Genomic DNA, 21345 nt, shown 5'->3' with positions numbered 1-21345 from the left:
AATAAAATTACAAAGAACTGGTCTTGGTTTTCAACTGGTTAAATGTATAGGGAATTAACGAAAGGAAGTATCAACTTTTTAAATACAACCGGTACAAGTAGTACTATAACCGTTTGGTTTCCCTTAAATATAGAAGAAAATGAAAACAATACTATTAATAGAAGACAATGAAACTGTAAGGGAAAATACGGCAGAGATAATGGCTTTGGCCAATTATAACGTAATAACTGCAGAGAACGGTAAAATTGGATTGGAAAAGGCCATGGAATTTTTGCCGGACTTGGTACTATGCGATATTATGATGCCACAAATAGATGGATACGAGGTGTTGCAGTCTTTGGCCAATAATATTGGAACGGCAAGTACTCCATTTATTTTCCTAACGGCAAAAACAGATAGGTCGGATAGGCGGATGGGGATGAACCTTGGTGCCGATGATTATTTGACCAAACCTTTCGAAGAGGAAGAATTATTGGATGCGATTTCTTGTCGTTTGAAAAAGCATGACAATTTAGAAAAGGAAATTTCAAAAAAACTAGAGGGTATCCAATCATTTTTGGTGGAAGCTTCAGAATATGTTGATTTAGAAGGACTTTCTAAAAACCGTACCGCAAAGCAATTTGAAAAAAAGGAAATAATTTTTTGGGAGGGAGATAATGCACAATCGCTCTATTTTATCTTAAGCGGAGCTATAAAAACTTACAAGGGTACTGAGTCTGGTAAAGAACTGGTTACTGGGATTTATGGCCCTGGTGACTTTATAGGACAATTGTCCCTACTGCATGCGGCAGGGACCTATGTAGAGAATGCAGTTGTTTTGGAGGATGCCGAAATTGGTGCGATACCAAAAAAAGATTTTCTAAAACTTTTATATGGTAACCCCATGGTCTCCCAAAAATTCATCAATATCATTTCAAATAATCTAATTAATGTTCAGACACAATTGGTAGATATGGCTTTTGCCTCGGTGCGAAAACGTGCCGCAAAGGCTCTCTTGGAGCTATATGAGAAGGGATTGATTAAAGACAAACCGGAAGATGGGAAGTCTATTCCCCGTGAAGATTTTGCTGGCATGATAGGTACGGCTACAGAAACAGCCATTCGCACCCTTTCTGATTTTAAGGATGAAGGTTTAATTACCACAGATCGCAGTAGAAGAATTGTTATTTTGAATAAAAAAGAACTAGAAAATGTTGCGGATTCCGGATGAAAAATAAAATTGAATTTATGATTGACGCCTTTTACGAATCAAGCCAACTACCTTTTTTGCGAAATAGGCCAAAAGCAAATTTTTCCAGGTATTGTTCGTTCCAATATTCGTACCTACACTTTTTATTAAATTCAATGGAGCCAAATCTGTCTTGGCATGGTAATAATGAAGTTTGAGGCTTTCCTGATCAATTTCCCGCTGTAGCTTTAGTATCTTTAATCGTGTATCTACTTCTTTAAATGAACTGTACTCCTTTTTCATGATTGTTCGAAATAATATTTTGAAAATTTCTTTAGGATGGGAGCGTTCAGTTTCTTTCTGAAAACATAGAACAAAATGCCTACAAGTACATAAAAAATGCCAACTAGGATAAAACCGCTATAATAACTGTCCAAGGATTCTGAAATTGCCAAGCAGGCGGCGAACGATAAAAAGAGTAAAGCAAAAACGGAACCAATACCGATGAGCAATGATTGAGCGATTGACGTAACAAAAAGCATAAGAACCTTAAATATTCTGAGTCTCAGATACTCGTCGCTGGTCTCCACATAGGACCTCATATCGGCTTCCGCACCCATGAGGTCTTCTTTGAATTCTTCAAAAGCCATGTTAGCTATTTTTGTAATTGGGCATTCTTCTTTTTAAGCTCTTCAAGTTTACGTTCTAGATTTTCTATAATATCATCCGCCTTGTAGCTCATGGTTGAGATGGCTTCATCCAATTTTCTATCGAAAGCATCTTTTTTTTCGTTTGCCGATTTTGTAAGTTCATCTTTTGCGTGAGAGATACGCTCGGCAAGATCGTGAGTGGTATCGTCAACTTTCCTTTTAATTTTATGGCGTGTCTCAACGCCTTTATCGGGAGCATAAAGAATTCCTATTCCCGCACCTATGGCGGCCCCTGTTAATAGTGCCAGTAAAACATTTCCGCTATCGTTTGTCATACTTATTGGTATTTAAATTATTATGTTGATTAACTTTTCTATCTAAAAATAGGTCGGAAAAAATGTACATGAAATGACTTTGGTCATACTTCGTCAGTTTGATGCTTTATGTGGTATTAATTAATGTTTATTTGTTGTAAACATTCTTGATTTGGCCTCTTTGAAATTGTTGAGTTTTGGGGATTCACTTAAAAGTTAGGGCATTACATAAAGGTTTTTGTATGAAAACCTTTTCAACTAGAATAATGAATGTTTTTTGGAATCAGTTTTAGAAGATAATTTTGACGATTTTATTGCCAATACCACATAAAAAAACAGGAGAACTAAATCTCCTGTTTCCGTGAAACGTTTGAAATTGTTTATGCTTTCTATCTAGCTCGTAAATCGCTTTTTTTCTAAAATGACTTAAAAGTTGATTTTGGTACTAAATGAATCTCCCGTTACACTATGGCCTGTTTTCCTATCGGAGCTAAAGGCCAATAACATATATTAAAAGAAACCGAGGTACCGAAGTGCCTCGGTTTCCTAGAAGATGTTCTTCAACCCAATTTCCACTTACATTAATCCTACTGGTATACATTGCTACATCCGTTCGAGATACAAATGGTTTAAAATAGATTTTTGTAACCTCTTCTTATCTAACAGCTTAGTTTTCGAATCGAATACTAAGTATATTATATTTTCCGATGAACTTTTTCTCTTTTAATACAATGCTAAAGTATATTGCTATTTTTTTGTACAAAATGACCTAGGTCAGTTTAGTCGTTTTTTTTATTTTTTTCCACTAAACAAATTCAGGATAGTACTGTACTACAATATCATTTTGAACATGCCGCAGGCCAAGTGCTTTATAAGCGGTTTTTTCTGCAAGTTCCCTTTCATTAAATGAATGAACCCTTCCCTTTAGCTGTACCGTATCTCCATCTACCTGCACCTGTATGGCTTTAGCTTCCAGATTTACCAAGCGCTCCGAGGCTTTTGTAATTTGACTTTTAATATTGTTGACTTTTGTTTCAGGGGCTATTTCTATTCTATTAATAATTCCTAAAATAGAGTTTATGAAACAAAGAAAATTAAGTAAGTCGCTACTGATAACAATTGTTTTTTTCGCAATTTGCCAGCTGTGGTCCAGTTGTTATAACTTCAAAGGGGAATAATCCGCCACCACCATGGTTCTATCCTAAAAGGCTAGAAGTGGTTAGATACGTTTATTTTCCTGAGTTTACCATGTATTATGACTTGTATGCAAGAACTTATATTTATTTGGAGGGGGGTGTTTGGGTACGTAGAAATGAGTTGCCACCAAAATATAGGAATGTAAATTTAATGCGTTCACGTTACGAACGAGTTCAAAATTATAGCGCCGATAATATCCGAAGATATCATGAAGAAAATAATACGAATAGGCGAAGGAGCAATAGGACTGCTATATGAAACAATAAATGACTATGAAAGTAATTTATATACTTGCTTTGCAATCTCCAATTCCTCATTGGTAGGAATGACCAAAATCTTGACTTTGGAACAATCGGTATTTATTTCACGTAACAAACTTGACTTTTTTTCATTTTTGACTAAATCCAATTCAATACCTAGGTAATCCATATCCAAACAGGCAAGTCTTCGAATTAAGCAGGAGTTCTCCCCAATTCCAGCAGTAAAAATAAGAGCATCAAGTCCGTTCATTGCAGCGGTATACGCTCCAATATATTTTTTAATTCGATATGCGTTCATATCAAGCGCTAATTGGCAATCTTTGTTACCCTTTTCGGCTTTTGATTGAATGTCGCGCAAATCATTAAATCCTGTTAGGCCTAACATACCACTTTCTTTGTTCAATACTTCTTTTACCTCTTCCAGGGAATATCCTAAACTATGTACCATATGAAAAATGATTGCATGGTCTATATCGCCACTACGTGAGCCCATGATCAGGCCATTAGAAGGGGCAAACCCCAAACTGTGGTCCACACTTTGGCCGTTAACTAAAGCCGTTATGCTACAGCCATTTCCTAAGTGGATGGATATTATCTTTGATGTATCCATGCCAAGATATTCTATGGCTTTTTCGGAAACGTATTTATGGCTGGTACCATGGAACCCATATACCTGAATGTCGTCTTCGGTATAAAATTTATTGGGAATGGCATACTTTCTAGCTTTTATCGGCATGGTTTGATGAAAGGCCGTGTCGAATATAGCCACCTGTTTGGCTTTCGGAAATAATTTTTCTGAAATTTCAATACCTTCCAGATTTGGGGGATTGTGCAAAAGGGCCAGTACAGAATAGTTTTTAATTTGTTTTTTTACAGCATCGGTAATTAAAGTCGTTTCCGCGAAGGAATCGCCACCATGTACTACCCTGTGACCAACTGCATAAATTTCTTGCGGATTTTTAATTGCTCCTTTTTCTGGATGAACCAAATAACGGGCAATTAGGTTTAAACCATCACTATGTTTCTTTATTGAAATGGTTTTTTGAATATTGATTGTATCTTTTTTATAGCACATAAGAGCATCTTCATCACCTATACGCTCCACCATTCCGTAACAGATTACCTTTTCCAAAGGCATTTGCAAAAGTTTGAATTTTATAGAGGAACTTCCGGAATTGAGAACAAGTACTTTCATATTTTCCATAAGGATTTTTAAATACCTTGAGCTTGTATGGCCGTAATGATAACCGTGTTAAAAATGTCTTCTACGGTACACCCTCGACTTAAATCATTTACAGGTTTGTTAAGTCCTTGCAACATTGGGCCTATAGCTAATGCTCCCGTTTCGCGTTGTACGGCTTTATACGTATTGTTTCCTGTATTTAGATCGGGAAATATAAACACACTTGCCTGGCCTGCTACTTGTGAATCCGGTAGTTTGGCAAGACCCACTTTACTGTCAACGGCGGCATCATATTGTATGGGGCCTTCAACTTTAAGTTCTGGTCTTTTTTTCTTGATGATTTCAGTCGCTTTTCGCACACGGTCCACGTCTTCACCAATGCCTGATGCCCCGGAAGAATAGGATAGCATGGCTATTTTGGGTTCAATACCAAAAGCGATACTTGTAGAAGCAGATGAAATAGCAATTTCCGAAAGTTGCTCCGCGGTTGGGTTGGGGTTGATGGCACAGTCCCCGAAAATGGTAACTCTGTTGGGCAAGCACATAAAGAATACAGAAGAAACAATAGAAACACCCGGCCTGGTTTTAATGAATTGTAGCGCTGGCCTTATAGTGTGTTGCGTGGTATGTACCGCACCGGATACCATTCCATCCGCATGTCCTTTATATACCATCATCGTACCAAAATAAGAAACATCTTCCATCAGGTCTTTTGCCATAGCCAGATTTACGTTCTTATGTTTTCTTAACTCAAAAAGGGTAGTGGCATACTCTAGGAAATTAGGTGATTCCGAAGGATTTATAATGTTTATCGATGTAGAATCCAGACCCATGTCCAACTCTGAGATTTTATTTTTAATCTGTACCGGGTTTCCTAATAAAGTAAGGGTCACAGCGTCTGCATCGATCAATTTCTTTGTGGCAAGGAGAATGCGCTCATCAGAACCTTCGGGAAGCACAATATGTTTTTTTGCCGATTTCGCCCTTTTTAAGAGATTGTACTGGAACATTCTAGGGGTAATACCATCAGCCTTAAATGTTATCAACCGTTCTGCAAGCTGGGTAGTAGAAACATGCTTTTCAAACTCTTGTATGGATGTATTGATTTTTTCGGTGTTTTCCGCGTAGATTCTGGGGCGTATGGTTCCAATCCTGTTTGTGACAGAAAAAGTACCTTCCTTAACAGATAGTATGGGAACAATATCCGAGAGCCCTTTGATCAATTTAACAATAGATTTCTCCGGTAATAATCCCCCTGTTAGTACTATTCCGGAAATATTTGGATAATTAGCGGAAATATTTGCCTGTAATGCACCTAAGATAATATCTGCCCGATCTCCTGGGGTAATTACTAAACTATCCTTTTTTAGATGGGTGAGATAATTCCTTAATTGCATGGCCCCAACACTAAAACCACCTGCTTGATTGTTCAAAAATTCTTTTCCAAAAAGTACCTTTGCTTCCAGTTCTTGGCAAATTTCTTTCACTGTTGGGTTTCCTAATATTGGATTCAATGGAATGGCACCAACCAGCACTTTTTTGGGAAGTTTCTTTTGTAGTCCAGCAATTACATTATTCACATTTTCGGGCTCGACTTTATTGGCCACGGTCAATAACACTTCCACACCCTTTTCCTTAAAAGAGTCATAGGCCATAAAAAGATTACCTACAAGTTCGTCCAAGCTCTTTCCAGTTCCACTAGCAATGATAACAGTAGGAATACCCAGATTTTTTGCTACGAGTACATTGATGTCCCATTCGATTATGGCACCTTCCCCTGAAAAATCAGTTCCTTCGACAAGGATAAAATCGAAACGGTCTTCTATAGCCTTGTATTTGTGTATAATATGGCCAAGAATTTCATCGTCCTTATCCAGATTCTTTTGTTTTATAACCTCACTTCTGGTATAGGCATAGGCATCCTTAAACTCTAGGTCCAACTCAAAGTGGGTAATCATGGTATGGATGTGGCCGTCCATGTCCCCTTTTTCAAAATCGTCTATTATTGGCCTGAAATAACCAACTTTTGCCGCTTTCCCCAGTAAAATCTGCATTAACCCTAAAGAAACAATTGATTTTCCACTATTGGGCTCGGTGGTGGCAATATAAATGGCTTTACTCACAGGACAAAGGTTTTTGGCTTACAAATTTATGGGATTCTTGGATGCAATCCCATTTAGTTACCAAAAACATAAGCTGAAATTTAGTAGGTAAATTCTTTACCTAAAGTATCATATTTGTTGAAAGAATCTAAAATAAACTAAAAAATTACATCCATACTTTTATTGGGTGTTAATTGCTACTTTCAGCCATTCCGAAAGTGGCTTTGTGTTGTTCGGCAGTATTTATATTTTCAATACCCTGAAGTAAAGCATCGGGATTAAAGGAAATACTATCAATCCCTTCTTGAATCAGGAATTTTGCAAACTCGGGAAAGTCGCTTGGAGCTTGACCGCACAATCCAATTTTTATATTTGATTTTTTTGCAGATTTAATTGCCATAGATATCATGCGTTTGGCGGCTACATCATTTTCGTCGAACAGTTTTCCCATAATTTCAGAATCCCTATCAATGCCCAATGTCAATTGGGTCAGGTCATTAGACCCAATAGAGAACCCATCGAAGATTTTTGCAAATTCTTCGGCTAATATAACATTGCTTGGAATCTCTACCATGGTATAGACTTCCAGACCATTTTCGGAACGTTTAAGTCCATTATCTTCCATCACTTTAAGCACTTTTTTACCTTCTTCGACAGTTCTGCAAAAAGGAACCATCACTTTAAGATTCAGTAGCCCCATTTTTCCCCGTACTTTTTTTATAGCGGCACATTCCAGGGCAAAACCATCTTTATATAAATCACTGTAGTACCGTGATGCACCCCTAAAACCCAACATAGGATTTTCCTCGAAGGGTTCAAAATCCGATCCCCCAATTAGGTTGGCATATTCGTTCGTCTTAAAATCACTTAACCTTACAATGACTTCTTTTGGATAAAAGGCCGCTGCTATAACTGCTATTCCTTCCGCTAGTTTATCAACAAAATAGTCGGTCCTGTTGGCGTATTGGCTTGTCAATTGCTCTATCTTATTTTTTACTTTGGAGTCTTTTATTTCATCAAATTTCACCAAGGCCATAGGGTGTATCTGGACGGAATGCGTAATGATAAATTCCATCCGTAATAAACCGATTCCATTATTGGGATAAAATGAAAGTTGAAAAGCGTTTTCGGGATCGGCCAAAATCATTTTGGCTTCTGTTTTTGGAAGATGGATGCCTGAAAAATCGATTTCGCGCTCCTCAAAAGGGAGTTCCCCTTTATAGATATACCCGATCTTTCCTTGGGCACAGGACATAGTAATCATTTCGCCGTTGACTATTTTTTCGGTAGCGTTGCCACATCCTACAATTGCCGGAACGCCCAATTCACGGGCAACTATGGCCGCATGACTGGTTCTGCCGCCTTTATTTGTGATAATTCCGCCAACCTTTTTCAGCAAAGGATCCCAATCTGGAGTAATGGTGTCTGTCACAATAATGGACTCTTTGGTCAAAGGTCCTGCTTCTAAGGGAGAGTTCAAAAGTACAGGATTGCCAATTTTGATTTTGGACCCTACCGCATCTCCTTTTACCATTACTTTGCCCTCCTTCAACAGTTGATACTCTACGTGTATGTTTTTATTCTTGGTATGATGGACCGTTTCTGGACGGGCCTGGGTGATGAACAATTCTTTTGTGATTCCATCCTTGGCCCATTCAATATCCATGGGTTTTTGGTAATGTTCCTCTATTAGTAAGGCCCACTTGGCCAAGGTTATAATTTCATTATCGGTTAATACATACTGTTCTTGCTGCTTTAATGGAGTATCGATGTTGAAGGTGGTTTCCTTTTCATTTTCCGAGGCATAGACCATGGTCAGTTTTTTGTTGCCCAGTTTTTTCTGAATAATGGGGTAAATGTCTTTCTTAAGGTTGGGTTTAAAGACATAAAACTCGTCTGGGTTTACGGTGCCTTGTACGATGTTTTCACCCAAGCCCCAGACCCCTGAGAGTAAAACAACGTTTTCAAAGCCAGATTCCGGTTCTATGGTAAAACCGACACCCGAACAGCTTTTATCTGAACGTACCATAAGCTGTACACCTACTGAAAGGGCAACATCTTTGTGATTGAATCCCTTATCCTCTCGGTATTTGATGGCGCGATCGGTATAGAGAGAGGAGAAGCATTTTTTTACAGCCTCCAAAAGCTCCGACTCTCCCTTTACGTTTAAAAAAGTATCGTGTTGACCTGCAAAACTGGCATCGGGAAGGTCCTCTGCCGTTGCACTACTGCGCACGGCCACGGCCAATTCACCATTACCACAAAGGTCCTTGTAGGCAAGTATAATTGCTTTAGAAAATGCTTTAGAAAATTCGCTTTTAAGAATTAAGTTCCTTGCCCGTGTACCTATTAGGTTTAAATTCATATACTGTTTCCTGTCCAATCCTGATATGATATTTTCCAGAGCTTGCTGTATATCATTTTCCTTTAAGAAATTCCAAAAAGCAGTGGACGTACTGGCAAAACCATTGGGAATGCCTACACCTTTTGGTAACAATTGATTATACATTTCTCCCAGAGAGGCATTTTTACCTCCTACAGATGAAATATCCGTGATACCAATATGACTGAATTTTTTTATAAGCATTACAAAGAGGATTTTTGGATTTAATGGAGGTAATTTGCTAAATGTTTACACATAAACTTATGGAGGACCTTTCTAAGATTCCCTTTTCTTACCTGTAATCTCATTGATTTTAATACGAAATACAATGGGCGAACCTTCCGATTCAATCTTGGCCGAAAACTCACTAATGTATTCGGTGTCTGTCCCTTCGTTGCGACTCAAAATATCTTTTACACCTTCCGAAAACTCATGAAGCATATGTTTTGCATCAATACCTTTTAATTCTTCAAAAGTGCCATGTACTTGAACAGTCTGCCAATTCGCTACTGATTTAATTTGGTTTACCATTAAAGCTATAGTATTGTTTTTGCGCATTGCGGCAATCTTGTGTCCTTCAGAAGAGTAACTTGTAATGGTATTGCTTACTTTGTCATAATAATAGGTCATTGGCACTATATAGGGACTTGCTCCCAATATGTATGCTAAGTTTCCTATATAGTTGCTGGACAGAATTTCAATGTTTTCAGCGGGTTCTAAATTTCTTCTCATGGCCTAGATTCTTTTCTTTTTCCAAAACTAGTTTTTACAAGGGGAAGGACATATGACATTGGTCATCTAGAAAAAAACTGGGAATACATATTTATTTAAAATTATATAACTAAAAACATCAAAATAAACATGTATCCTTAAGAAGAATATAAGTCCCTCATATCGAGTAAGGCAATAGGTAAATTTTGCTATTCTAGAAATAGAAGCAGGTTCAATTGTTACATTGCGATATGGCCAAAACTACTTCATTCTTATATTGCTTTCACCTTTTAGTTGATTGCACGCCAGCATCCATTCTGTCTTTGAAATACATATTCCTATATCAAAAAACGTTTCAACTACCTTTATTATCTATCCATTTTGGTAACTCAAAACAACGATTTTGGAAAGCGCACAGATGGGGTCATAAGCTGAATGCCACGGAAAGTATAGTGGTAAGGGAAGATTTGTCAAAAGTATTAGAGACCTCTCACATTAAAGCTGAGTAAAGGAACTTCAATATTTTTTACCATTCTCTTTACCATATCTTTCTGCAGATATTTTTGATAAAAACTATCTTCTTTCCGTTCTAACATTACCAATAGATCTGCTTCAGAATCTTCAACATATGAACTTAATTCTTCCAATATTTCGTCAGAAAAAATGAGCTCGAATTCTAGTTTGGGAGACACCACTTTTTCTAATAACATTTCTTGAAACCAATTCATTTGCTCTTCACCAGCATATTCATTTTTCGTGGTAATATGGACTACCCTTATTTCGGCATTGAATTTTTTGGCAATATCAATTAGCCTATTGAGGGCAAAAATATCGGCTTGTTCAAAATCGGTTGTATATACTATTCTTCCTATTGATGAAATTTTTGATTTTGAAGGAACGGCCAAAACTGGACAAGATGATTTTCTTATCAGGGCCTTTGTAGTACTCCCAAAAAGAAACTCTATTCCCTTACTAGATCCTTTCGTTCCTAACACAATCAAATTGGCATCCAACTTTATTGCCTTTTCTAAGATACCATCTGAAACAGAATTATTTTCGTCAACCATAATTTTTATATCTGAATTATCTAATTCATGTCCAAGATGTTTCTCGCAGAAATTTTTCAATTTCGTCCCATGTTTCAGAAATTTACTTTTTTCTTTTTTAAGATAGGTCATAGAAACCGGACTAGCCAAAGAAACAGGGTCGTTAAAAACGTGGACCACAATTAAATTCGCCTCATATTTCTTTTTAATTAAGTTAGCCCAATGGAACGCGGCAATGGACTCTTCAGAATAGTCAGTAGCATACAGAATTGTTTTCATCGCTAAATTTTAGATACAACTTTCTAAAATTAGACAGAGGCATTTTTACTTGAAATGACGAATGTCATACAGGTATTTGAAGCTTATGACATTCATCATTTTTATTCCGCTATCCTACGGCTATATTTGATGATAATCAAAAACTGATATGTAATGAGCGATAGGAAAAAAAACAATCAGACTTCATTCTCAAAAAATGCAAAATGGGAAGAACTTTATGTATTGACCAACTATTGGAAATCTGATTTGGAATTTTATCGGGACGACCTAAGTTTTTTACATCATCTGGTAAACAAGTATTTTTTATGGATAACAAAATCAGAAAATATTGATATTGTGAAGAAACTCAAAAACAGTCTCTTTGGTCTTAAGGAGAAGGTAAAGGCACTCTTGGAAACTATCCTAGAGCATGAGGTGCGATTGGGATATTTGGTTGAAAATCCGAACTATGCGGATCATGACTTTATGAAGAAGAAACATGCACACTTGGAAGAGGAAATTGCCCAATTTGTAAAATCGTTTCGGAATAATAGAATGGAAGTATTCAAGATAACAGAATACATCATCGATAGTGAAAAACTCGCAGGCATTATGGACGACTGAATCATGGAATTATGAATAATTTACGACCTATATTGAACGACATAACAAAGCTGGTAAGCAATATTGAGACCAACTATCCAGAGCTGTACCAATTTTTGGATGAAAGCCCAATAACTATTTCATCCTCAACACATCCGGATATAGACGTGGATACGCTACGGAATTACCTAGAAAGCTTAAAAGAACTTCTTAGACATCATTTACAGACTCACAAAAATAGGAAATTGTAAAACTGACCCAACTATTTCTACAGCTAATTGAAACATTTGAAGGCGAGTTTCATTGAACCGAGAATAAGTTAAAATGTACTAAAATGAAAGGTTTTAAAAAATTTTTATATGTATTTCTTGGCGTATTGAGCGTCTTTTTCTTGTTTCTACTTTGGTATCAAAATCGATATTCCATGGATCTTGTGGAACCCTATGAGGTTAAAACTCCAGGTTTGGAAAAAAAGTTATTGATAGCCGCTCAGGGAAGTGATTTTAAGGATAAGGTGGTCAAGGGAATTGTTGATCGGTACTCCATGGATTCCATTTACATCCAAGTAATCGATATTAAAGATTTGCAAAGGATAAATCCAAAGGATTATGATGCTTTATTGATTGTTCATACTTGGGAGAACTGGAAACCTCCGGTAACAGTAAAAATATTTATAGAAAGGACGGATAACTACCAGGACAGAATAGTTGTGCTTACAACATCTGGGGAAGGCTCCTATAAAATGAAAGGGGTGGATGCCATCACAGGGGAATCCATTATAAAGGATGTGCCACTTTTTATCAGGAAAATTGCGGATAGACTAGACCCTATTTTTAAGGACGAAGACCATCTGTAAAAAATCCTGTTTCCTGGTATTTGTTTTCTGATTTTTTACTATAAAGAAGACAAGAACAATACTTAAAAAAGCATTAATTTTCCATAGTTATTTTATGCTCAACTTTGTGCTCGGCTGTTTCCAACAGGGAATCTTTTTCTCCATAGAGAAGTTCTGCAACTTCTATTAGATTTTTAATGATTTCGTTTAAGTTGTCTTTATCATTTACCAAAGAGGATGCCATCTGAGGGGAAATTAGATTAGCCCTTATGAGTGCGTTGATAGATTTGGTGGATTGATATTTTCCGTCTTTGGCTTTTTCTTTAAGAGTTAAAAGTTTTGTATCGTAAATTTCCTTATCCACCTGGGTCCTTAATAAATATACCACCCGCAATACCCTTATTATTTTCTCTCGAAACTTGTTATACTCCTTAACCATATGAATATTTTCTGAGTCACGATAGAGCGATACGTTTAATCCCAGTTCCAAAACAACTTTTATGATTTCTACCATTTTACGGTTGGCAATCTTGATTTCTGAAATTCTATCGTTTAGGTCTTTTCCCATTTTCAAGGTACTTTGAGCAGTGGTCGCATATCGTAGTATTTCACCATATATGGTTTTTACTTTACTATAGTATAGGTTGCGAACATCTGTTTTAAAATCCTCTTTTGTTTTTTTTAAAATTTGCCTCGGGTCCAAGTCGGATTTAATATCTTCCCGGTGAATATTTAGGGCATGTGCTATTATTTCGAAAATGGCGTTTTCATACATATATTTTGATTCCAAGGTTAATGCCGATACTACCGTGCTTGGAAACTTCAGTATGCTCTCATTTAGATACTTAGGTTGTTCAATGTCTTTTTGTTTATTTTCTTTGAAAAATTTGATTAGAAGTCTTTCGGTCTTTTTTATAAGCGGTATCATAATAATTACGCCCAAGATGTTGAATATGGTATGGAATATTGCCAATTTTAGCGTAAAGTTCTCACTAGAAACCCCGGTGATTATGGATAGGTAATTCACGAAATTGGCAAGAGGAAAAATGATTGCCAAGGCTACAGTTCCTGTAACGAAATTAAAAATTAAATGGGCTCCCGCTAATCTTTTCCCTGCAACGTTAGAACTTATGGAGCCCAATATTGCTGTTATGGTTGTTCCGATATTGGCGCCAATAGCCAAGGCCAAGGCATTCTCATATTGTATTTGTCCGGCAGCCAAGGCGGTCAATATCAACGCCAAAGTTGCACTGCTGGATTGAAGAATTGAGGTAACAATGATTCCTATACCCACATATACAACAACCCCTAAGAAACCGGGAATGGCATACTGGGTAAGATCAATATATTCTTTAAATACATCAAAACCTTCTTTCATGTAATGTATTCCCAAAAAGAAAAATCCCAATCCTGCTAGAATATTCCCAAGTCCTTTTAAATGAGCTTTTTCCTGTAAGGAAAAAACAATCCCAAATATGAGCATAGGCATAGCCAAAATCGCAATGTTGATTTTTAGACCAAAACTTGCAATAAGCCAAGCCGTGGCAGTTGTTCCAATATTGGCGCCAAAAATTATGCCCATACCACCACTGAGAGTTATCAACCCTGCACTAACAAAAGATATGGTTACTGCGGATACCAATGAACTTGATTGAATCAATGCAGTGACGGCTGCACCAGCTGAAATGCTCTTGTAAAGTTTGTCTGTCGTCTTTTTTAAAATTTTTTGTAGAGGGCCTTTCGCAAATACCTTAAACCCATCTTCCAACATAATCATGCCTAAAAGCAAAATTGCAATTCCTGCGGCGATTGTTTTAAAGTTTGTGTTTAAAAACAAAACAACAGCAAGCATGATTAGAAATAAATAAAACAACGCTTTTTTAATCATAGAATATGGGAGAAAAAGAATTTAATTAGATATATTTTTTAGTAAAATAAGGTTTGGACACATTTTCTTTTAGAATTAAGTATTATAGAATACTTTTTTTATGCCTTAACTAGTGACTTTGTACTTATATAGCACAAAAAATGGTTCTTGATATAGTCAACTTGGTCCTACTGTTTTTCTTCATTTTTCTTCTGTTTTGCTAACTTTCTGAAATACCCGCGGGTCAAAAAATTATGTTTAAGTGCTTCCATATTTTCATTAAAACGCTCCGTTCCCTGTTCAATGTTCCGCATAGTTCTATCCAATTGATTTACCAATATAGTGTCTTTGGATAAATAGCCAATTGCCCCGTCACCCCCTTTAATATCGCCTACAATAGTGTTCAAGTCCAGTGTTATTTTTTCTATTTGAAAGGTAGAATTTTCAAGGTTTTGAATAATATTTTTGATTCTTCCCCCCGAAACCGTGTCATTTAGCAATACGCCTGCGGCACTTTCCTCCAAGTCAAGGTTTCTTACTATGCGATTCAACTCGCCCATAGTGGTATTTGAACTTTCACTAGTTTGCTTAAGGTTTTTTAGTGTTTGCTGTAAGTGGTCTGCCAAAATGGTGTCATTGAGCAATCTCCCTAATGTACCTTTGCCTTCGGTAAGTGCTTTTGAGACTGTTAAAAGGTCGGCCGTCAACAAAGCTGCATTTTCATTGGTAATATTTAAGGTGCTTATCATATCCTGAGTGCCTATTTTACTAAGGGATTGCAGCTCGTCTCCCGGTACAATAAGTTCACTACTTCCCTCACCAGGTGCTATATTGATTAGCATACTACCCACTAATCCATTGGACCCAATGCTAGCAATTGCATTTTTTTTAATATGATTTCGCATGCTATTCTCGATGGTCATTTTTACCCGTATCGTGGTATCGTTTACCATTTCAATACCGTTTACAGTGCCCACGTTTATCCCGGAAAAACGAACATTATTACCATTTTGAAGTCCTGTTGCATTTTTAAAAATAGCGCTTATCTCAAAGGTTTTTTTGAACATATTCTGTCTATTGCCAATAAGAAAAGCTGCAAAAAGCAATAAAACCGTTCCTATTACGACAAATATGCCTAGTCTTAAATTTTCCAGTTTAGTTTTTGTCATAGTACTATTTTTTAAAAAACGCTTCTACTTTTGGGTCTGATGATGACGATAATTCAGAAAATGTACCGCCTGCGTAGTTTATACCGTCTACCAAAAGAATCATTCGTTCCGATATCACACGGGCACAGTCCACATCATGGGTTATAATCAATGAGGAAGTCCCATATTTTTTTTGAATGCTTCGCATTAACTCAATAATTTCCTTTGCTGTTATCGGATCCAGTCCACTGGTGGGTTCATCGTATAGAATAATTTTTGGTTTCAGAATGAGCGTTCGTGCTAAGGCCACACGTCTTTTCATCCCTCCAGAAAGCTCCGACGGCATTAAATCCATCGTATGGCCCAGACCTACGTTTTCCAAGGCCTCTGGAACAAGCGGAGCCGTATCTTGTACAACACCTAGTTTTTTTTTGTGCCTGCGCAATGGAAATTCCAGATTCTCACGCACCGTCATGGAATCATACAATGCGCTTCCCTGAAAAAGAAATCCTATATCCAAACGTAGTTCGTCCAAGGTTAGACGATTTAAGGTGGCTATTTCCTTGCCCATAACCTCTATATAACCACTATCTGGAGTCATCAACCCAACAAGACATTTTATCATCACGGACTTGCCCGAGCCTGATCTACCCATGACTACAAGATTTTCTCCTTGGTGTAGCACCATATTAAAACCGTTCAAAACATGGTTGCTTCCAAAACTTTTACGTAGATCTCTAATATGGATGACCACCTTCCGACTGTGATCATTTTTTGTTTGCTTTAAATCTTTAGACGCTAATAGAGGCATTTTTTTAAATTTAGATTTCATAAAAAATATCGGAAACAAAAACGGCAATAAAATCCACAACAAATAACAGGAGGGAGGCCATGACCACTGCCGAATTGGCTGCTATGCCAACACCGGCCGTACCTTTTTTACTGTAATATCCTTTATAGCAACCAACTAAGCCAATAACGAAACCGAAAAAAAAGGATTTTACAGTTGCCGGGACCAAATCACCGAAACTCAATGCATCAAAAACGGTATTAAAATATAGTTGAAAAGATACTTGTCCTTTCAAATTCTCCACCAAGGCCGACCCATATAGTGCAATTAAATCCCCAAAAATGACCAGTAGCGGAATCATTAGCGTTGTAGCCCAAATTCGTGTCACGACCAAATATTTGAATGGATTGGTTCCAGATACTTCCATAGCATCAATTTGCTCCGTAACCCGCATAGACCCTAACTCGGCCCCAATACCTGAAGCGATGCGACCTGCACAGATCAGGGCTGTAATTACCGGCCCTATTTCTCTTACTATAGAAATTCCCACCATATTGGGCATCATTGATACGGCACCGAATTGAATCATGGTAGGTCGTGATTGTAATGTTAGCACCAAACCGATAATGAAGTTGGTCATTACAACCAACACTAAGGAACGATTCCCCATTTGGTAACATTGACGTAGCAGTTCCTTGAATTCAAAAGGAAGATTAAAGGTCTCCTTGAAAAACCGAGATGAAAAATAAGACAACTCCCCTATTTGAATGAAGAACTGTTTTATTCTGTTAACCATTTTTGATTTAGCAAATACTGGTTTTATGACGTAGCTCATTCTCAAATATAAATCGAAAAGGCTACTTTAAAAATGACCAATATCATGGCTGCAATGAGAATTGTCATCTTCTACCCTTTGGACATGTCTTACTTTTATTGTACAAAAAATAAGCAATGGAACAGGTGCCAAAAAATAACCCGAACTCTTTCTACCTAAGTGAGGAACGCTCTTTTTTAGATGGTCCGCGTAGTCGATTCAAAGAACTATGGTTTACCCTTAAGGTGCAATATCACTTCGTCAGGGCCTTTCGTAAATTACACTTTATTGGGCCTTGCGTTACAGTATTTGGATCAGCAAGGTTCAAAGAGGATAATGTTTATTACAAACAAGCGGTAGATGTGGGAAAGGCACTATCCGAAATGGGTTTTGCAGTCATGACTGGTGGAGGTCCGGGAATCATGGAGGCAGCTAACAAGGGTGCCTATTTAAATAATGGCTATTCCATTGGTTGTAATATCATATTACCAATTGAGCAAGAACCCAACCCGTATCTGCACAAATGGATAAATATTCCGTATTTTTTTGTACGTAAGTTTTTGTTGTTGAAATATTCGTATGCATTTGTGGTCATGCCAGGGGGGATTGGCACTTTGGATGAACTCTTTGAAGCCTTGACATTAATTCAAACCAAAATAATCCACCATTTCCCAGTGGTGATTTTTGGAAAGGCATTTCATAAAGAACTCTACGACCATATTCAGACTATGGCCAAAAATGAAAGTATTTCGCAGGAGGACATGAATCTCTTGTTTTTGACAGATTCCGTGGAGGAAATGACGCAGCACCTTAAGGAATATGCTGTCAAAAGATTTGGACTCGTTAAAAAACCCATGGAAACTAAATGGTGGTTTGGTGAGACCCGACCAAAACGAACATGATAGAGGTCATATCTTTATCTTAACCTAAGAACTACTTTTATTCACCAAAGAATTTAAGGCAAAAGTGATAGTTCTACTGAAAAATTTAAAAGGCTGATATGGTTAGATTCGTTTACGTTGGTGTTTGGTACCTGCTTTTAATTTTGTCTTCTTGCAATGCAAAAAACTCTTATACTCAAGAAAAAGTGCAAGCAAAAAAGATTAGTTCAAATACTCTTGAAAAGGAATTCAAACTGCCAACAAAGGTGCTAATAAATAGGAATGTAGCCATCAAGGAGTACTTCAATTATATTGATTCCTTGGTAATTGGTTATGATTCTTTAGTGCCCTATGCATTGTCAGAACATATTTTAGTAAGGAATAATCCATGGATTATGGATACTTTGGCTAATACGGATTACTATAGAATGATTGCCCGTGATTCTTTTGTTTATGACCAACGACAATTGACAGTTCTAACTAAAGGAAGTATACTTCAGATTCCCGATTCCATTACTGCTGTTCAAATACTCAAGGATTTTGCAGATACGGAAATCGATGTTAATGTTCCTGAATTCAAATTAAGGATATTTCAAGATTCTCTATTGCTGTATACGTTTCCTGTTCGTGTAGGGCAAAACAGGGAACGGTATTTGAAATTTGGGGACCGTATTACAGACTTACGTACCAAAATAGGTAGAGGAAATATAATTAACCATGTTAGGCATCCCGAATTCTACAATCCGGTAGATGGAAAACAGTTTTATGTTACAAAACGAGATGATGGAAAAACGACTATCATGCCACAAATTCCGTGGGTCGAAACAGAAATCAACGGAATACGAAATGGACAAATGATACATCCTACTACCAATCCTGAAACTTTAGGCAGGGCCTATTCTAATGGATGTATTGGTACTAGGGAAGCTGATGCTTGGATTATTTATTTTCACTCACCCATAGGCACCAAATTAAAGATTCGCTATGATTTGGTGACTTATGAAGAAGGTAAGGTAGTTGCTATTTTGAAGGATATTTATAGTGAGAATAATTCAAAATCAGATTAATTCTTTTGTTTTTAATACCATTAAAACTATAATGTCCGGTTTTCCGAAATAAAAAGTCCATTATACGAATAATGGACTTTTTATTTGAAGTGATCGCGAAAGGATTGAATATCCTTAAAGCACTCCGTGCTGAAAATAGACCAAACAAAAAAACGCTCAAGCAAGCTCGGCGTTTTTTCTTATTGAACTATTTATTCGTGATCGCGAAAGGATTCGAACCTTTGACCGTCTGCTTAGAAGGCAGATGCTCTATCCAGCTGAGCTACGCGACCCAATAACATTTAAAACGATGGGTTTTTTAAATGTGGGTGCAAATTTAGTAAAAATTCCATAGTGGTAAAATCAAAATCAATAAAAGATAGTCTAATAGAAAAAGTAATTAGTCCATGGTGGATTGGTAGCCTTCGTATTTATCAAAATTGTCATATAATTGGTCTAAAACCTGATAAAATATTTCAAAATCATTTTCGGAGATATTGATGGTGCTAACTTTCCTTAAGTCTTGGATAAGTGGCATTACGCGCTCAATAAGTTGCTTACCTTCTTCGGTCATTATTAACTTATAGCGTTTTTGGTCATCTCTGAACCTGGATTTTCTAAGCAAGCCCTTTTTGCAAAGTCCACTGATAACGCGAGAGGTGGTGGCCCTATTTCTAAAGTTCGATTTGGCAATATCGGCCTGTGAGGCGTCTTTTCCTTCTAAGTGCACTCTTTGAAGGATGACCCATTGCTCTATGGTCAGGTCAATATCATTGTCCATAAATACCTGTAAAAAAGTACTTTGCACCTTCTTTAAGGTGCGATCAATGTAAACGCCAAATCCCTCTGTTCTGTCCATAATAGAAGCTTATGTGGACAAAAATACATAAAAATCGTTAAAATTGTTGTTAATGCAACAATATGAAATATTTTTTGTAATTTTAAGCCCCGAATGGATAACTGATTCTTTGTCATGCCGATACATTTTAAAACATATATTTTAGAGGATAGCACCTATAAGGGCGGTAGCAAGAAAATTGTAATGCCCGAGGGTATGAACGTACATAAATTGTCCTCTAATGAAAATCCTTTAGGATATTCCCCCAAGGTAAGGAAGGTATTAAAGGCAACATTGGATGATTTAAGTCAATATCCGGATAACACGGACATTCGTTTGCGACAGGCCTTGGTCAAGGATTTTAAGCAAGAACTTACAGAAGACCATTTTATAACGGCCAATAGTGGTTCGGAAATAATTGATATGATTTCCAAAGCCTTTCTCAAAAAGGACGATGAGGTGATTGTGAGCCAACCCTGCTTTTTGCCCTATACCGCTTTTACAAGATGGATGGGGGCAACCGCTACTAATGTCCCTATGACGTCCGATTATGATTATGATTTGGATGGTATATTAAATGCAGTAAAACCACATACTAAGCTAATCTTTCTGGCATCACCCAATAATCCTTCGGGAAATTACATTCCAGAAGATGATTTGAATGCTTTTTTGAATAAAGTTCCGGGCCATGTTATCGTAGTCCTGGACGAGGTATATCGTCATTTTGTGGAAGCGTCCGATTATTCAACAGGGCTTCCCTTTGTAAAACAAAATAAAAATGTAATTGCCGTTAATAGTTTTTCCAAAACCTATGGTTTGGCCGGACTAAGAGTGGGATATTGTTATGCCCCCTTGCACATCAGTAATTATATGAGAAAAATATGTAAACCTTTTCTTCTGTCTTCTTTGGCCTTGGAAGGAGCTATAGCGGCCTTAGAGGATGTGGAATTTGTTCAAAGCACGGTGGATTTGGTTCGTAAGGAGCGTGAGTTTGTGCTTAGGGGATTAAGTGCTCTCCATATTAAGTACTGGCCAACACAAGGAAATTTTGTCATGATTCAACCCCCAATACCCGATATGGAATTGGTGCATTTGTTGGAGCAAAAAGGAATCATGGTCAGGGCCGTAGGAAATTTTGGTGCTCCTGGAAAAATTCGGATTTCCTTTGGTACGCGAGAGGCCAATAAGGCATTATTAGAAGCTTTAGAAACCATCATCAAATTAAAAACAGTAACTACTTAAAATTTTTTA

General features: G+C 37.2%; 21 protein-coding genes and 1 tRNA gene. 7 read left to right on the top strand and 15 right to left on the bottom strand.

The genetic code is table 11. The features are described from left to right. The first annotated feature begins 139 nt into the window (after window positions 1–139). A complete protein-coding gene (locus PP182_RS10285; RefSeq protein ID WP_272651157.1) occupies window positions 140–1210 on the top strand; it encodes a response regulator in 1071 nt (356 codons plus the stop codon). Window positions 1211–1225: 15 nt separating this feature from the next. On the opposite strand, the gene PP182_RS10280 is transcribed toward PP182_RS10285, so the two are convergent. The 9 genes from PP182_RS10280 to PP182_RS10240 all read right to left on the bottom strand — a co-directional run bounded on the left by PP182_RS10280 (window position 1226) and on the right by PP182_RS10240 (window position 11293). Next, a complete protein-coding gene (locus tag PP182_RS10280) occupies window positions 1226–1471 on the bottom strand; it encodes a DUF6327 family protein (RefSeq protein WP_272651156.1) in 246 nt (81 codons plus the stop codon). Beyond that, on the bottom strand, window positions 1468–1818 hold the full coding sequence (locus PP182_RS10275; RefSeq protein ID WP_272651155.1) for a hypothetical protein: 351 nt from the start codon (window positions 1816–1818) through the stop codon (window positions 1468–1470). Before PP182_RS10275 ends, PP182_RS10280 begins: the two co-directional genes overlap by 4 nt. A 5-nt stretch (window positions 1819–1823) precedes the next feature. Beyond that, window positions 1824–2153 carry a YtxH domain-containing protein gene (locus PP182_RS10270; protein ID WP_272651154.1) on the bottom strand — a complete coding sequence of 110 codons (330 nt, stop codon included), beginning with the start codon at window positions 2151–2153 and terminating at the stop codon, window positions 1824–1826. 784 nt (window positions 2154–2937) lie between these two features. Next, entirely contained in the window at window positions 2938–3150 is a 213-nt protein-coding gene (locus tag PP182_RS10265) for a BON domain-containing protein (protein WP_272651286.1), read from the bottom strand. Window positions 3151–3599: 449 nt separating this feature from the next. Next, complete coding sequence (locus PP182_RS10260) at window positions 3600–4784, bottom strand: acetate/propionate family kinase (RefSeq protein ID WP_272651153.1); 1185 nt, start codon at window positions 4782–4784, stop codon at window positions 3600–3602. Between the two features lie 17 nt (window positions 4785–4801). Next, window positions 4802–6895: a phosphate acetyltransferase gene (gene pta, locus PP182_RS10255; RefSeq protein WP_272651152.1), complete on the bottom strand. Its 2094-nt coding sequence runs from the start codon at window positions 6893–6895 to the stop codon at window positions 4802–4804. Between the two features lie 169 nt (window positions 6896–7064). Continuing rightward, entirely contained in the window at window positions 7065–9461 is a 2397-nt protein-coding gene (gene ppsA, locus PP182_RS10250; protein ID WP_272651151.1) for a phosphoenolpyruvate synthase, read from the bottom strand. Between the two features lie 72 nt (window positions 9462–9533). After that, window positions 9534–9989, bottom strand: coding sequence for a pyridoxamine 5'-phosphate oxidase family protein (locus PP182_RS10245; protein ID WP_272651150.1), 456 nt, complete (start codon window positions 9987–9989; stop codon window positions 9534–9536). 458 nt (window positions 9990–10447) lie between these two features. Then, the gene (locus PP182_RS10240; protein ID WP_272651149.1) at window positions 10448–11293 is read right to left on the bottom strand and encodes a universal stress protein; all 846 of its coding nucleotides are present in this window, start codon (window positions 11291–11293) and stop codon (window positions 10448–10450) included. 153 nt (window positions 11294–11446) lie between these two features. Between PP182_RS10240 and PP182_RS10235 the strand changes: the two genes are divergently transcribed. From PP182_RS10235 to PP182_RS10225, 3 genes are all read left to right on the top strand, one after another. Then, a complete protein-coding gene (locus tag PP182_RS10235) occupies window positions 11447–11896 on the top strand; it encodes a hypothetical protein (RefSeq protein ID WP_272651148.1) in 450 nt (149 codons plus the stop codon). 11 nt (window positions 11897–11907) lie between these two features. Next, window positions 11908–12126, top strand: a complete 219-nt coding sequence (locus tag PP182_RS10230) for a hypothetical protein (RefSeq protein WP_272651147.1) — start codon at window positions 11908–11910, stop codon at window positions 12124–12126. Between the two features lie 83 nt (window positions 12127–12209). After that, window positions 12210–12731 (top strand): hypothetical protein, encoded by a 522-nt coding sequence (locus PP182_RS10225; RefSeq protein WP_272651146.1) that lies wholly within the window; start codon window positions 12210–12212, stop codon window positions 12729–12731. A 73-nt stretch (window positions 12732–12804) separates the two neighbouring features. Here the strand turns inward: PP182_RS10225 and PP182_RS10220 are convergent, their stop codons facing one another. From PP182_RS10220 to PP182_RS10205, 4 genes are all read right to left on the bottom strand, one after another. Next, window positions 12805–14562: a Na/Pi cotransporter family protein gene (locus PP182_RS10220; protein WP_272651145.1), complete on the bottom strand. Its 1758-nt coding sequence runs from the start codon at window positions 14560–14562 to the stop codon at window positions 12805–12807. A gap of 203 nt (window positions 14563–14765) precedes the next feature. After that, entirely contained in the window at window positions 14766–15746 is a 981-nt protein-coding gene (locus PP182_RS10215) for an MlaD family protein (protein WP_272651144.1), read from the bottom strand. A 4-nt stretch (window positions 15747–15750) separates the two neighbouring features. Then, window positions 15751–16536, bottom strand: a complete 786-nt coding sequence (locus tag PP182_RS10210; RefSeq protein WP_272651143.1) for an ABC transporter ATP-binding protein — start codon at window positions 16534–16536, stop codon at window positions 15751–15753. Between the two features lie 10 nt (window positions 16537–16546). Next, window positions 16547–17311 (bottom strand): MlaE family ABC transporter permease, encoded by a 765-nt coding sequence (locus PP182_RS10205; RefSeq protein WP_272651142.1) that lies wholly within the window; start codon window positions 17309–17311, stop codon window positions 16547–16549. 155 nt (window positions 17312–17466) lie between these two features. Between PP182_RS10205 and PP182_RS10200 the strand changes: the two genes are divergently transcribed. After that, window positions 17467–18231 (top strand): TIGR00730 family Rossman fold protein, encoded by a 765-nt coding sequence (locus tag PP182_RS10200; protein ID WP_272651141.1) that lies wholly within the window; start codon window positions 17467–17469, stop codon window positions 18229–18231. 98 nt (window positions 18232–18329) lie between these two features. Beyond that, window positions 18330–19277 (top strand): L,D-transpeptidase, encoded by a 948-nt coding sequence (locus PP182_RS10195; protein WP_272651140.1) that lies wholly within the window; start codon window positions 18330–18332, stop codon window positions 19275–19277. A gap of 198 nt (window positions 19278–19475) precedes the next feature. Here the strand turns inward: PP182_RS10195 and PP182_RS10190 are convergent. Then, window positions 19476–19549 (bottom strand) — tRNA-Arg (locus tag PP182_RS10190). A gap of 107 nt (window positions 19550–19656) precedes the next feature. Beyond that, window positions 19657–20115 (bottom strand): MarR family winged helix-turn-helix transcriptional regulator, encoded by a 459-nt coding sequence (locus PP182_RS10185; protein ID WP_272651139.1) that lies wholly within the window; start codon window positions 20113–20115, stop codon window positions 19657–19659. Window positions 20116–20229: 114 nt separating this feature from the next. Here PP182_RS10185 and hisC point away from each other — a divergent pair, with 114 nt between their 5' ends. Then, window positions 20230–21336, top strand: a complete 1107-nt coding sequence (gene hisC / locus PP182_RS10180; protein WP_272651138.1) for a histidinol-phosphate transaminase — start codon at window positions 20230–20232, stop codon at window positions 21334–21336. The last annotated feature ends 9 nt before the right edge of the window (window positions 21337–21345 follow it).

This window comes from Maribacter sp. PR1, from assembly GCF_028464145.1.
Lineage (GTDB): Bacteria > Bacteroidota > Bacteroidia > Flavobacteriales > Flavobacteriaceae > Maribacter.
Note: the sequence above shows the minus strand (reverse complement) of the source record. Positions and strands in the feature narration are given on the sequence as shown.